Annotated in this window: 13 protein-coding genes; 8 read left to right on the top strand and 5 right to left on the bottom strand. The window is 71.2% G+C overall.

Going from position 1 to position 13,573, the window contains the following annotated elements; genetic code table 11:
- Window positions 1–16 precede the first annotated feature (16 nt).
- The 3 genes from purS to purL are packed head-to-tail and all read left to right on the top strand — an operon-like array spanning window position 17 to window position 3,239.
- Window positions 17–280, top strand: a complete 264-nt coding sequence (gene purS / locus ABZ862_RS33905; RefSeq protein WP_266399704.1) for a phosphoribosylformylglycinamidine synthase subunit PurS — start codon at window positions 17–19, stop codon at window positions 278–280.
- Window positions 277–984, top strand: a complete 708-nt coding sequence (purQ, locus tag ABZ862_RS33910; RefSeq protein ID WP_360966881.1) for a phosphoribosylformylglycinamidine synthase subunit PurQ — start codon at window positions 277–279, stop codon at window positions 982–984. The genes purS and purQ overlap by 4 nt, the downstream gene beginning before the upstream one ends.
- Window positions 981–3,239: a phosphoribosylformylglycinamidine synthase subunit PurL gene (gene purL, locus ABZ862_RS33915; protein WP_360966884.1), complete on the top strand. Its 2,259-nt coding sequence runs from the start codon at window positions 981–983 to the stop codon at window positions 3,237–3,239. Before purQ ends, purL begins: the two co-directional genes overlap by 4 nt.
- A gap of 146 nt (window positions 3,240–3,385) precedes the next feature.
- On the opposite strand, the gene ABZ862_RS33920 is transcribed toward purL, so the two are convergent.
- Both ABZ862_RS33920 and ABZ862_RS33925 read right to left on the bottom strand, forming a co-directional pair.
- Window positions 3,386–4,162 (bottom strand): YwiC-like family protein, encoded by a 777-nt coding sequence (locus tag ABZ862_RS33920; protein WP_360966887.1) that lies wholly within the window; start codon window positions 4,160–4,162, stop codon window positions 3,386–3,388.
- Window positions 4,137–4,547 carry a putative zinc-binding protein gene (locus ABZ862_RS33925; protein ID WP_360966890.1) on the bottom strand — a complete coding sequence of 137 codons (411 nt, stop codon included), beginning with the start codon at window positions 4,545–4,547 and terminating at the stop codon, window positions 4,137–4,139. Before ABZ862_RS33925 ends, ABZ862_RS33920 begins: the two co-directional genes overlap by 26 nt.
- A gap of 153 nt (window positions 4,548–4,700) precedes the next feature.
- Between ABZ862_RS33925 and ABZ862_RS33930 the strand changes: the two genes are divergently transcribed.
- From ABZ862_RS33930 to purM, 3 genes are all read left to right on the top strand, one after another.
- Window positions 4,701–5,498, top strand: a complete 798-nt coding sequence (locus ABZ862_RS33930) for a sterol carrier family protein (RefSeq protein WP_360966893.1) — start codon at window positions 4,701–4,703, stop codon at window positions 5,496–5,498.
- Between the two features lie 244 nt (window positions 5,499–5,742).
- Window positions 5,743–7,272 carry an amidophosphoribosyltransferase gene (gene purF, locus ABZ862_RS33935; RefSeq protein WP_360966896.1) on the top strand — a complete coding sequence of 510 codons (1,530 nt, stop codon included), beginning with the start codon at window positions 5,743–5,745 and terminating at the stop codon, window positions 7,270–7,272.
- A 34-nt stretch (window positions 7,273–7,306) separates the two neighbouring features.
- Entirely contained in the window at window positions 7,307–8,377 is a 1,071-nt protein-coding gene (gene purM / locus ABZ862_RS33940) for a phosphoribosylformylglycinamidine cyclo-ligase (protein WP_360966899.1), read from the top strand.
- Window positions 8,378–8,560: 183 nt separating this feature from the next.
- Here the strand turns inward: purM and ABZ862_RS33945 are convergent, their stop codons facing one another.
- A complete protein-coding gene (locus tag ABZ862_RS33945) occupies window positions 8,561–8,815 on the bottom strand; it encodes a DUF3073 domain-containing protein (protein ID WP_360966902.1) in 255 nt (84 codons plus the stop codon).
- Window positions 8,816–9,370: 555 nt separating this feature from the next.
- Entirely contained in the window at window positions 9,371–10,486 is a 1,116-nt protein-coding gene (locus ABZ862_RS33950; RefSeq protein WP_360966905.1) for a Glu/Leu/Phe/Val dehydrogenase dimerization domain-containing protein, read from the bottom strand.
- A 365-nt stretch (window positions 10,487–10,851) separates the two neighbouring features.
- Here ABZ862_RS33950 and ABZ862_RS33955 point away from each other — a divergent pair, with 365 nt between their 5' ends.
- Together ABZ862_RS33955 and bldC are read left to right on the top strand one after the other, a co-directional pair.
- On the top strand, window positions 10,852–11,694 hold the full coding sequence (locus ABZ862_RS33955; protein WP_360966908.1) for a hypothetical protein: 843 nt from the start codon (window positions 10,852–10,854) through the stop codon (window positions 11,692–11,694).
- Between the two features lie 648 nt (window positions 11,695–12,342).
- A complete protein-coding gene (gene bldC, locus ABZ862_RS33960) occupies window positions 12,343–12,549 on the top strand; it encodes a developmental transcriptional regulator BldC (protein WP_003949541.1) in 207 nt (68 codons plus the stop codon).
- A 605-nt stretch (window positions 12,550–13,154) separates the two neighbouring features.
- Here the strand turns inward: bldC and ABZ862_RS33965 are convergent.
- On the bottom strand, window positions 13,155–13,409 hold the full coding sequence (locus ABZ862_RS33965) for a DUF6274 family protein (RefSeq protein ID WP_360966911.1): 255 nt from the start codon (window positions 13,407–13,409) through the stop codon (window positions 13,155–13,157).
- Window positions 13,410–13,573 lie beyond the last annotated feature (164 nt).

The raw sequence follows: 13,573 nt of genomic DNA on the forward strand, positions 1-13,573 counted from the left end.
CACACCGGGAGTGCCAGTGGCACGCGTCGTAGTCGACGTCATGCTCAAGCCGGAGATCCTCGACCCCCAGGGCCAGGCGGTGCAGCGCGCACTGCCGCGGCTGGGTTTCGAAGGCATCTCCGACGTCCGTCAGGGAAAGCGATTCGAGCTGGAAGTCGACGGGCCGGTGGACGAAGCCGCGCTCGCCCGCATCCATGATCTTGCGGAATCCTTCCTCGCCAACACCGTGATCGAGGACTTCACCGTCAAGGTGGAGGAAGTCGCGGGGGCCGCGAAGTGACCGCTCGTATCGGCGTCGTCACTTTCCCGGGAAGTCTCGACGACCGTGACACCCGGCGCGCGATCCGGCTCGCGGGCGCGGAACCGGTCGCCCTGTGGCACAAGGACAAGGACCTCCGGCAGGTCGACGCCGTGGTGCTGCCCGGCGGTTTCTCCTACGGCGACTATCTGCGCGCCGGGGCCATCTCCCGCTTCTCGCCGGTGATGGGGACCGTCATCGAGCAGGCGAAGGCCGGACTGCCGGTCCTCGGTATCTGCAACGGGTTCCAGATTCTCACCGAGGCGCATCTGCTGCCCGGCGCGATGCTCGGCAACAACCACCTGCACTTCATCTGCAAGGACCAGAAGCTGCGCGTGGAGAACGCCGGCACCGCCTGGACCGCGGACTACGAGAGCGGGCAGGAGATCCACATCCCGCTCAAGAACATGGACGGCCGGTACGTCGCCGACGACTACACGCTCGACAAGCTGGAGGCGGAGGGCCTGGTCGCCTTCCGCTACGTCGTCGACGGCGACGCGGCCGCCGACGGCCACGGCAACCCCAACGGCTCGCTCCGCGACATCGCCGGCATCACCAACGAGGCGGGCAACGTCGTGGGCCTCATGCCGCACCCCGAGCACGCCGTCGAGCCGCTGATCGGTTCCGGGCGCACCGACGGACTCCCGTTCTTCACCTCGATCATCAAGAAGCTGGTCACCGTATGAGCAGGACGCCCCTGGACACGGTCGAGCACGCGGCCGCGACCCCTGACGTCGAGCTGCCCTGGGCCGAACTCGGCCTGAAGAAGGACGAGTACGAGCGGGTCGTGGAGATCCTGGGCCGCCGCCCGACCGGCGCCGAGCTCGCCATGTACTCCGTCATGTGGTCGGAGCACTGCTCGTACAAGAGCAGCAAGGTCCACCTCCGCCAGTTCGGCGAGAAGGCCCCGCAGTCCGACGCCCTCCTCGTCGGCATCGGCGAGAACGCGGGCGTGGTCGACGTCGGCCAGGGCTACGCGGTCACCTTCAAGGTCGAGTCGCACAACCACCCCTCGTACGTCGAGCCCTACCAGGGCGCGGCCACCGGCGTCGGCGGCATCGTGCGCGACATCATCGCGATGGGCGCGCGCCCGGTCGCGGTCGTCGACCCGCTGCGCTTCGGCGCGGCCGACCACCCCGACACCAAGCGCGTGCTGCCCGGCGTCGTCGCGGGCATCGGCGGCTACGGCAACTGCCTGGGCCTGCCCAACATCGGCGGCGAGGTCGTCTTCGACGCCTGCTACCAGGGCAACCCGCTGGTCAACGCCGGTGCCATCGGTGTGATGCGGCACGAGGACATCCACCTCGCCAAGGCGTCCGGCGCGGGCAACAAGGTCATCCTCTACGGTGCCCGGACCGGCGGCGACGGCATCGGCGGCGCGTCGATCCTGGCGTCGGAGACCTTCGACGACGCGAAGCCCTCCAAGCGGCCCGCCGTGCAGGTCGGCGACCCCTTCCAGGAGAAGCTGCTCATCGAGTGCACCCTGGAGGCCTTCCGGGAGAAGCTCGTCGTCGGCATCCAGGACCTCGGGGCGGCCGGCCTGTCCTGCGCCACCTCCGAGCTGGCCTCCAACGGCTCCGGCGGGATGCGCGTCACCCTCGACGACGTACCGCTGCGCGACTCGACGCTCTCCCCCGAGGAGATCCTGATGAGCGAGTCGCAGGAACGCATGTGCGCGGTCGTGGAGCCGGAGAAGGTCGGCCGGTTCCTGGAGATCTGCGAGAAGTGGGACGTCATCGCCACCGTCATCGGTGAGGTGACCGACGGCGACCGCCTGGAGATCTACTGGCACGGCGGCAAGATCGTCGACGTCGACCCGCGGACCGTCGCCCACGAGGGCCCGGTCTACGAGCGGCCGTACGCCCGCCCGTCCTGGCAGGACGCGTTGCAGGCCGACGACGCGAACAGGCTGCCCCGCCCGGCGACGGGCGAGGAGCTGAAGGACCAGGTCCTGAAGCTGGTCGGCTCGCCCAACCAGGCGTCCAAGAAGTGGATCACCTCGCAGTACGACCACTTCGTGCAGGGCAACACCGTCCTCGCCCAGCCCGAGGACTCCGGCATGATCCGCGTCGACGAGGAGAGCGGCCTCGGCGTCGCCATCGCCACGGACGGCAACGGCCGGTACGCCAAGCTCGACCCGTACGCGGGCGCCCAGCTGGCGCTGGCCGAGGCGTACCGCAACGTCGCGACGACGGGCGCGAAGCCGCTGGCGGTCTCCGACTGCCTGAACTTCGGCTCGCCGGAGGACCCGGCGGTGATGTGGCAGTTCGCGGAGGCGGTGCGCGGTCTGGCCGACGGCTGCCTCCAGCTGGGCACGCCGGTCACGGGCGGCAACGTCTCCCTCTACAACCAGACCGGTGACGCCGCCATCCACCCCACGCCCGTGGTCGCGGTCCTCGGTGTGATCGACGACGTCGCCCGCCGCACCCCCGTCGCCTTCACGGAGGAGGGCCAGCTGCTCTACCTCCTCGGCGACACCCGCGAGGAGTTCGGCGGCTCGGCCTGGTCGCAGGTCGTCCACGACCACCTCGGCGGTCTGCCGCCCAAGGTGGACCTGGAGCGGGAGCGGCTGCTGGGCGAGATCCTGATCTCCGCCTCCCGCGACGGCATGATCGACGCCGCGCACGACCTGTCCGACGGCGGTCTGATCCAGGCGGTCGTGGAGTCCGCGCTGCTGGGCGGCAAGGGCGCGCGGCTGGTCGTACCGGACGGGCTCGACGCGTTCACCTTCCTGTTCTCCGAGTCGGCGGGCCGCGCGATCGTCGCGGTACCGCGCTCGGAGGAGGTCCGCTTCACCGACATGTGCGGCGCCCGGGGCCTCCCGGTGACCCGGATCGGTGTCGTCGACGGCGACGCGGTGGAGCTCCAGGGCGAGTTCGATCTCCCGCTGGACCAGCTCCGCGAGCTGCACGAGGGGACGATCCCGGCGCTGCTGGCGTAAGCGGGCGGCAGGACCCAGCCGGACACGGCAGGACGCAGCAGGACCGCGCAAGCAGGCCCCGCCCGGCACTCGGGCGGGGCCTGCTTCCGTCCGTGCTCCGGTCCGTCCGCGGTCGCGGGATGCGCGGATGCGCCTGCGCGTCCGGTTCAGACCGTCACCCACGCCACCGTCGCCAGCAGCGCCAGTGAGCTGACGATCTCGACGACGCCGATCCGCAGCGGGGTGAGCGCGCGCCGGGGGACGGCGGCCGCGCGGATCAGGTAGCCGGTGAAGGGAAGGGCGTACGGCGTCGCGATCCAGGCCGCCGCGCCCAGCGCCACGGCGTGGAAGGCGACGGACGTGCCCAGCATGCGCCGGTCGCCGCGGGCCCGGATCGTCGTGCGGACGAAGAGGAGGGAGCCGGTGAAGTAGAGCAGCGTCACCAGGAAGGTGTCGCCGACCTGCCCCAGGGGCGTTTTGCCGGCCACCGCCACCACGGGCAGGATCAGCACCGACGCCAGGACCGAGACCAGGCCGTTGGCGAGGGCGCGGTCGTGGCGTGCCCTGGCGAAGAAGGCGTTCACCGCGAGGACGGCCGCGAAGACCGGGGCGAACAGCAGGACCCGGGGGCTGGCCACCAGGACCGCGAGCCCGCAGACGGCCGTGACACCGCCGTAGACCAGCAGCTGGGTGCGGACCCGGGCGGGGCGGCGCGTCTTGACGGCCAGCAGGGCGAAGTACGACAGCAGATAGCCGCCCGCCCAGGCCACCAGCAGCGGAAGCTGCACCCAGGAGAAGCCGGCCTCGATCAGACCGGCGAGATACGGGACCAGCAGCATGGCCCAGGCGCCGTGCTGCGGGGGGACCCACTGGTGCTTCCGGCGGCGCCGGGCGGGAGCGGGGCGGGACGCGGTCGGTTCAGACGCCGTCTGCTGCCGGTTCATGCGCTGCCTCGTCCGTGAGGGCCGTTTCCAGGCGGGTGAGTATGCCGTCGAGGACCTGCCGGGCCTCATTCTCGTCGAAGTCCTCGCCGAGCCGCTTGCGTACGCCGTCGTCGCTGAGCAGATGGTGCACGGCGGGCGTCACGTCGTGGCGGGCCAGACAGCTGCGGGCGCACTGCAGGACGCAGCCGTCGATCGCGATGACCGGCCGCCCGCTGGTCGCCTTGCGCACCAGACTCGGTACGTCACCCCCGACACCGGCGATGCAGGACATCTCCGCGACACCGCGGCGGTCGAGCTGGACGGCGATCCAGTTCGTCATCTGCGCCGCGCTGGAGCAGCCGGAACAGGAGTAGACGAGCGGAAGGTCGCGGCGACGCTTGGACAACGGAAGTCCTTTCCGGCGGAACCCCGGCCGGCCACCGGGCGGGTGGGACCTGCAACCAGCAATAAAAACTAAAAGAATTAGTTTCTACCAGCATCGGACTGTAACATACGCCCGTCACCCGTCGGCCACCGCTCCCTCACTAGGCTCACCGCCATGCCTCCCACCAAGAAGCGCGCACGGACCTACGACCCCGTCCGGACCCGGGCCGCCGTGCTGGCCCAGTTCGGGAACGTGCGCGAGGCCGTCCGTACGCTCACCCCCGGGCAGCTCGCGTCGCCGACCCGACTGGGGGAGTGGACCGTGCGGGAGCTGGTCGCGCACATCGGTATGGCCGTCACCGCGGTCCACCGGGCCCTGGAGCGGCCCGCACCGGCCCGGCGCACCGCCGTACTCCTCGACTGGCCCTTCGCCACCTCCGCGAACTCCGCCGCGATCGCCGACTTCACCCGGCGGGTCGCCGTGGAGCACCCCGACCTCGACGCCTACCTCGCCGGTGTCGGGGAGAGCCTCGTCCGGCTGCTCGACGACCACCCGGGCACCCGGCTCCTGGAGACCAATGCGGGCGCCCTGCCGCTGGAGGAATACCTGGTCACCCGTACCGTCGAGCTGGTCGTCCACTCCGACGACCTCGACGCGGCCGTCCCCGGTCTCCACGTCCCGTACGACCGGCAGGCCCTCGCCGCCTGTACCCGGCTCCTCGCCGACGCCCTCGCCACCAGGGCGCCCGGCGGCTCCACGGAGGTCAGGGTGCCGCCGTACGCCGTCGTGCAGTGCGTCGAGGGCCCCCGGCACACCCGCGGCACCCCGCCCAACGTCGTCGAGACCGACCCGCTGACCTGGATCCGCCTCGCCACCGGCCGGGCGGACTGGAAGGAGGAGGTCCGGGAGGGGAGGGTGAGCGCGAGCGGGGAGCGGGCCGACATCAGCACCCTGCTGCCGCTGATGGCCTAGCCGCCCCGGCCGGCCGACCGCCCGGCCGGTCAGCCGGCCGCCGTGCCGCCGATGACGTGGCCGTCGGCGCCCCGGGGATGGCGAAGATGTGCGACGGCTCACTCCACCGCATACGACGCCGCCCCCGCCGGACCCTCGTCCGGCGGTGTTCCGGCAGGTCAGGGCGGGGTGGGCGGCGAGTGATCCATTACGTGCGGGTATCCCCAATTCGGACCAGTGGTCGACCTCGCCTACACTCGGAGCCGTGCCACGTGGTGACGGTCGACTCAATCACGATCTGCTTCCCGGCGAGAAGGGCCCCCAGGACGCGTGCGGCGTCTTCGGTGTCTGGGCTCCCGGTGAAGAGGTCGCAAAGCTCACGTACTTCGGGCTCTACGCCCTCCAGCATCGGGGCCAGGAATCCGCGGGAATCGCGGTCAGCAACGGCTCCCAGATCCTCGTCTTCAAGGACATGGGCCTGGTCTCCCAGGTCTTCGACGAGACCTCCCTCGGCTCGCTCCAGGGCCATATCGCCGTGGGACACGCCCGCTACTCGACCACCGGCGCCTCCGTGTGGGAGAACGCCCAGCCGACGTTCCGCGCCACCGCGCACGGATCCATCGCGCTCGGCCACAACGGCAACCTGGTCAACACGGCCCGGCTCGCCGAGATGGTCGCCGAGCTGCCGAACGACAACCACAGCCGGTCCGCCCGGGTCGCCGCGACCAACGACACCGACCTGCTCACGGCGCTCCTCGCCGCGCAGGTCGACGAGGACGGCAAGCCGCTGACCATCGAGCAGGCCGCGCACTCCGTCCTGCCGCAGGTCAAGGGCGCCTTCTCGCTCGTCTTCATGGACGAACACACCCTCTACGCGGCCCGTGACCCGCAGGGCATCCGCCCGCTGGTCCTCGGCCGCCTGGAGCGCGGCTGGGTCGTCGCCTCGGAGACCGCCGCCCTCGACATCACCGGCGCCAGCTTCGTCCGGGAGATCGAGCCCGGCGAGTTCGTGGCCATAGACGAGAACGGTCTGCGCGCCTCCCGATTCGCGGAAGCGAAGCCCAAGGGCTGTGTCTTCGAGTACGTGTACCTGGCCCGCCCGGACACCGACATCGCCGGCCGCAACGTGCACCTCTCGCGTGTCGAGATGGGCCGCCGGCTCGCCAAGGAGGCCCCGGCCGAGGCCGACCTGGTGATAGCGACCCCGGAGTCCGGCACCCCGGCGGCGATCGGCTACGCGGAGGCCTCCGGCATCCCGTTCGGCTCCGGACTGGTCAAGAACGCCTACGTCGGCCGGACCTTCATCCAGCCCTCGCAGACCATCCGCCAGCTCGGCATCCGCCTCAAGCTGAACCCGCTGAAGGAAGTCATCAAGGGCAAGCGCCTGGTCGTCGTCGACGACTCCATCGTGCGCGGCAACACGCAGCGCGCCCTGGTGCGGATGCTCCGCGAGGCCGGGGCCGCCGAGGTCCACATCCGGATCTCCTCCCCGCCGGTCAAGTGGCCCTGTTTCTTCGGCATCGACTTCGCCACCCGCGCCGAGCTCATCGCCAACGGCATGACCATCGAGGAGATCGGCACCTCCCTGGGCGCCGACTCGCTGGCGTACATCTCCCTCGACGGCATGATCGAGGCGACCACCATCGCCAAGCCCGACCTGTGCCGCGCCTGCTTCGACGGCGAGTACCCGATGGAGCTCCCGGACCCCGAGCTGCTCGGCAAGCGGCTCCTGGAGACCGAGCTGGCCGCCGGTACGGCAGCCCCGGCCGCGGTCGACGCCATCCGTCGCCCGTAAGCCCCGCAGTAACCGAACCGAAAGATCCCAGGCAATGTCTGAGACTCCCCTGACCGGTGCTTCCTACGCGGCGGCCGGCGTCGACATCGAGGCGGGCGACCGCGCGGTCGAGCTGATGAAGGAGTGGGTGAAGAAGACCCGGCGCCCCGAGGTGCTGGGCGGCATCGGCGGTTTCGCCGGTCTCTTCGACGCCTCCGCCCTCAAGCGCTACGAGCGCCCGCTGCTCGCCTCCGCGACCGACGGCGTGGGCACCAAGACCGACATCGCACGCCGGCTGGGCGTCTACGACACCATCGGCCACGACCTCGTCGCCATGGTGATGGACGACATCGTGGTGTGCGGCGCCGAGCCGCTGTTCATGACCGACTACATCGCCGTCGGCAAGGTGCATCCCGAGCGGGTCGCCGCCGTCGTCAAGGGTATCGCCGAGGGCTGTGTGCTGGCCGGCTGCGCCCTGGTGGGCGGGGAGACGGCCGAGCACCCCGGGCTGCTCGACGCGGACGACTTCGACGTCGCCGGCGCCGGTACGGGCGTCGTGGAGGCGGACCGGCTGCTGGGCGCGGACCGTATCCGCACGGGTGACACCGTGATCGCGATGGCCGCGTCCGGACTTCACTCGAACGGGTACTCGCTGGTCCGGCACGTCCTGCTGAACCAGGCCGGTCTCGCCCTCGACGCGCACATCGAGGATGTCGGCCGCACCCTCGGCGAGGAACTGCTCGAGCCGACCAGGATCTACTCGCTGGACTGTCTCGCGCTCACCCGCACCACCGACGTGCACGCCTTCTCGCACGTCACCGGCGGCGGGCTCGCCGCGAACCTCGCCCGGGTCGTCCCCGACGGACTGCACGCGGTGGTCGACCGCTCCACCTGGACCCCGGCCCCCGTCTTCGGCCTCGTCGGCGCTGTCGGCAAGGTCGAGCGGCTGGAGCTGGAGAAGACCCTCAACATGGGCGTCGGCATGATCGCGATCGTGCCCCAGGACTCCGCGGACGCGGCCCTGGCCACCCTGGCCGACCGCGGGGTCGAGTCCTGGGTCGCCGGTGAGATCACGGAGCGCGGCGACAGGACGACCGGTGCGGAACTGGTGTCGGACTACGCGTAGCGACGCGCGTGCCGCGGACCCGAGTGCCGTCCCCGTCGTACCCGTCGTGCGCGCCCGCAGCGGGCGGGATGCCGAGCGGCGGGTACGGGGCGGCTACGGGGTCAAGGGTCGGCGAGGCAGCACGAAACCCGGTCCGGTGCTGAGCCCCGGACCGGGTGTGAGCGGCCATGCCGCCGTGAACAGTTACGCGCCGCGACGGTGCTGTGAGGAGTGATCGTCCTCGTCCTCGTCGTCGCCGTCCTCGTAGAGGTCGGCATACCGTGAGTACAGGTCGTCGTCGTCGTGCTCATCGTCCTCGAAATGCTCACCGTTAGGTGGCTGGTTCGAAGGCGATGCACCCAGCTCTTCGGCCAGGCGTGACAGATCCGTCCCGCCGCTGTTGTACTTCAGCTGGCGGGCGACCTTCGTCTGCTTGGCCTTGGCCCGGCCGCGCCCCATGGCTCGACCCCCTCAACGACGGGGCTCAACGGCCCCAGAGTCTGACACGCGTTCATGATCCGGAACGGGCTCTCCGTGGAGAGACCGGTCCGTAGGGCTTCCACGGTACCTGAGCCCGCGCCCATACGGTACGTCGCCCGCAGGACGGGCGTGTGCGCAGGGCCCTCGAGGCGCCCTGTCCTCGCTGGTCAATGGCGATTTTAACCACTTCTCGGCGGACGACCCGCCGGTCGAAGTGAGAGTTCTCTCCAAGTGGCCCCTCGCAGGTACCGCCGGGGGCCGTACCGCGAGTATCCTCCCCCGCCCCCGCGGGCCCCGTGCGCGGCCCGGAGGGACGGCCGGGAGGCCGCGGGAGAAGCGCGGCGGCCGGGTCCCGCCGGGAGCGGTCGCGGGCCGCCTGCGGAAGATCACGGAGGGTCGCGGACGGCGGCGAAAGGGCGCGTAGAGGTCCGGAGGGGCCCGGAGGGGTCCGGTGCGGTGCGGAGGGGTGCGGAGGGGTGCGAAGCGCCGGGTTCCCCTCCGCCGCCGGTCCCTCCCCGGATGCCGCCGGTGGAATCAGCGGGCGTGGTCCGCGGCGGTCGGCGAGGCCGCCTCGTGCATCCGCTGCTCGGCGATCCGGTCGGCCGCGGCGGCCGGCGGAATCCCGTCCTCATTCGCACGTGCGAAGATTGCAAGAGTGGTGTCGTAGATCTTGGCGGCCTTCGCCCGGCACCGCTCGAAGTCGAAGCCGTGCAGTTCGTCGGCGACCTGGATGACACCGCCGGCGTTCACCACGTAGTCCGGCGCGTAGAGGATCCCGCGCTCGGCGAGGTCCTTCTCCACTCCCGGGTGGGCGAGCTGGTTGTTGGCGGCGCCGCACACCACGGACGCGGTCAGCACCGGTACGGACGTGTCGCTCAGGGCGCCGCCGAGGGCGCACGGGGCGTAGATGTCGAGTCCCTCGACGCGGATCAGCGCATCGGTGTCGGCGACCGCGCTCACACCCTCCGGGTACCGCTCCAGGACCCGCCGTACGGCGTCCTCGCGGACGTCCGTGACGACGACCTCGGCGCCCTCGTCCCGCAGGTGCTCCACGAGGTGGTGGCCGACCTTGCCGACGCCCGCGATGCCGACCTTGCGGCCGCGCAGCGTCGGGTCGCCCCACAGCTCCCGGGCCGAGGCGCGCATCCCCTGGTAGACGCCGAACGCGGTGAGGACGGAGGAGTCGCCCGCCCCGCCGTTCTCCGGTGAGCGTCCGGTCGTCCAGCGGCACTCGCGCGCCACGACGTCCATGTCGGCGACGTAGGTGCCGACGTCGCACGCGGTGACGTACCGCCCGCCGAGCGCCGCCACGCACCGCCCGTAGGCGAGCAGCAGGTCCTCGGTCTTGTCCCGCTCCGGGTCGCCGATGATCACGGCCTTGCCGCCGCCGTGGCCGAGGCCGGCCATGGCGTTCTTGTACGACATGCCGCGTGCGAGGTCGAGCGCGTCGGCGACGGCCGCCGCCTCGTTCGGGTACGGGTGGAAGCGCGTGCCGCCGAGGGCGGGGCCGAGGGCGGTGGAGTGAAGGGCGATCACGGCCCTGAGGCCGGTGGCGCGGTCCTGGCAGAGCACGACCTGCTCATGTCCGCCCTGCTCCGAGTGGAACAGGGTGTGCAGTACGTCAGCAGGTGCGCCGGTTACGTCGGTCACGGTGGTGACTCCTGGGAGGGGCGGCGGTCGGACACCAGCTCCCGTGCGGGTGGCGGGTGCTGTGGCACGAGCGTAGAGCCTGGCGTCGCGCGTCGGACGGGGCCCTGCGGAAGATCAGCCTCCGGTGGGATGCGCGCACCCGTCCGCACCCCCTCCGTGCACCCGTCCGCACCCCTCTCCGTGCACCCGTCCGTGCGCCCCTCCGCGTGGCAGGATGCGACGGGGCTCCGGGCAGGGGCCGGACGGTCTCCGCGCCCGGCAGGCGCCCGGCACGCGCCGGACGGGCGTCGGGCGGGCGTCGGGCGGGCGCCGGGTCAGGCCCGGCGGCGGGGTTTCGGAGTGAGGTCGATGGGGAGGGAGCAGGCGTGCCCAAGGTGTCCTCGGTGATCGTCCCGTACGCGGCCTATCTGCGCGTCTACGAGCCACTGGCCGCCTTCCCGGAGCCGGAGCGCGACCACTGGTCCCGCTACGCCCGCCGCCCCGACCGCCCCTCGTACCAGGACGAACTGCGCCGGTCCCTGGCCGATCTGCTGCCCACCCCGCCGGTCGCGGTGCCGGTGCACGAGAGCGGCGACGCGTTCGTGCTGGAGGCCGACGGCGTGGTCTGCGTCTGCCCCTGGCGCACCCGGCTGCGCGGCTGGCAGGTCCTGGAGGAACTGGGCGACGGCCTCCCGGCGCCGGTGCTGGACGCGGTGCTCCCACCCGTCGTACGGCGCCAGGCCGCGCAGGACTACGAGCGCTGGCTCGCCCGCAACCCCGACGCCCGCCCCTGGATCCGCACGGCGACCTGGCAGGTGCCGCTGAGCTGGTTCGTGCTGGTGTCCGACGCCGAACGGCGCTACGAGAAGGGCACCGGGGAGGTGCCGCCGCTGCTGCGCTACCGCACCCCGATGGTGGAGGCGCGGCGGCGTGTCGCCCGGGGGCTGCGGGCGCTGCGGGACGCCGTCTCCGAGGGGCCGCTGATCGACGGTCTCGTCGACGTGGGGCGCTGGCTGGAGGAGTTCCATCCGCGGTCACGGGTCGAGCTGGACTACGGGGGCCTCGTACACCTGCTGCGGGCCGGCGATCTGGAGGGCGACCACTCGGCCGCGGACGTGGCGGAGGGCATCGAGGCGCTGCGGCAGGGCGACGGGGTGGCGGCGGGGGAGGCGTACACGCGGTTCGCGGAGCGCTGGCGCGCGGTGCGTGACCTGCGGTCGGCGAACTGACGGGACGTCGGACGGGGCCTCGGACGGGGCCAGGACAGGGCGACGGGCGGGGTACCGGTGGGGTACCGGTGGGGGGTATCGGTGGGGGGTATCGGCCGGGGTGGCGGCCCGGCGTCGGTGATCTATGTCACGGCCGGTCCGGAGGGATCGCGCGTACGGTCGGCGGCACTTCGGAGAACTGACGGGGCGTAGGGTTCGATACGGGCGTTTGTGCGAAGGGTGATGGACCGCACGCGCGGGGACCTTGCGCCACTTGCCCCTCCTCATGCCAAAATAGGACAAGGAGTCCGGGGAGGACTCCGTCCGTCCTGGTGTGTCCATCTTGGGTGGAAGCACCGCATTGCGCGCTTTGGGGGGCCTGAAGATGGGTCCGGGGACTCCTGATCGCTGGTGTGACTGATCGTCACAGTGGCGTGACTGTCCGCTATGGCATGGTCCATCGGCTTCCGCGGCTGATGAACACCTGGGAGGGCAATTCCATCGGTTTGGCCGACGCGGCTGGACAGATGGTGTAGTTGTAGTGCCGAGGACAAGCCGTTCGTCCTATAACCGACTCGACTCGCGTCCGCCATTTCGGGCAACGCGGGTCAAGGTGCAGAATTTAGAGGAAAGAACCGAGATGGTTCGGTTCTCCCGAGGAGGCCGCTCATGACCGCTCGCACCCCTGATGCCGAGCCGCTGCTGACCCCGGCTGAGGTCGCCACCATGTTCCGCGTCGACCCCAAGACGGTCACACGGTGGGCGAAGGCCGGCAAGCTCACGTCCATCCGCACGCTCGGTGGACACCGTCGTTACCGCGAGGCCGAGGTCCGCGCACTGCTGGCGGGCATTCCGCAGCAGCGCAGCGAGGCCTGATCAACAACTCCATATCGGGCAAAGCGGCTGGTCCCCCAATCGGTCGCGGTGCCCGAAGCCATAGCTCCAAGCGACGCGGGGTCTGCCCCAACAGGCTCCACGCCCAAGGCATCTAGAGCTTTCTAGGCAAGCGACAGGGTGCGTCGTCGATCGCGCTGGACTCCGCCGAGTCCAGCGCGATCTTTTTTGTGGGCCCGCTGTGGGGGTTGCGGATGCTCTGTGCGCGGCCTTGTCGGACTCTGGGGAGGCCTGTCGGATCCTCTGTGGAGGACTTCTGAACGTCCTCTGCGGCACCCGTCGAACTGCGCGTCGAACGGCCTCACAGGGTGGTGCAATTGCACATATTAAATTGACCTGTGGGATGAGATGGGTGAGTACCGCGGTTTCGGAAACTCATGCGGTGACTCCTGTCACATGCCAGACGCATGATAGCCGGTGACGCACGGTGGCCGGGGGAAGGTTGCAGAATCGTTTTAGCATTCCAAGGGTTTTCGAGCGTCGGGATACCCGGCCCGGTCGGCCCGGCCCGGTCGGCCCGGCCCGGTCGGCCCGGCCCGGTCGGCCCGGTTTGGCTCGGCCGGCTCGGGCCCAGGCTTGAGTCCGGCTCAGTACGCGACCGCGGGCGCCTCGTCCTCGGGGACGCCGGGAGCGGTGCCTTCCCCGCCTTCGGTGCCCTCCGCGCCCTCCGCACCCGCTGTGCGCCCGCCGTCGGTCTCCGCGGCCCCTGGCGGCGCGTCCATGGCCAGGCGCAGCAGGCGGTGGCAGATCGGACAGTGCCGGGTGAGGTGACCGTACGACGAGGCGGCCGACAGATGCGCGCGGAGCAGGGCCCGCGTCTCGTGCCTGACCGATGCCGCCATACGCCACCTCCAGAGAGGCCGTGCCGGGAACGGGGGCCTGTCTCCTGGGTACTGGTGGAATGTGACGCCGTCAAGAGCCCGTGCCCCGGAAGGGGTCGGCGTGCGGTCGTCGGCGCGGGGCTTTTCTCGCCCCCGCCGCCCCTTCCCGTCCCGTCCCTGGGGGC

Source organism: Streptomyces sp. NPDC047000, assembly GCF_040644295.1.
GTDB lineage: Bacteria > Actinomycetota > Actinomycetes > Streptomycetales > Streptomycetaceae > Streptomyces.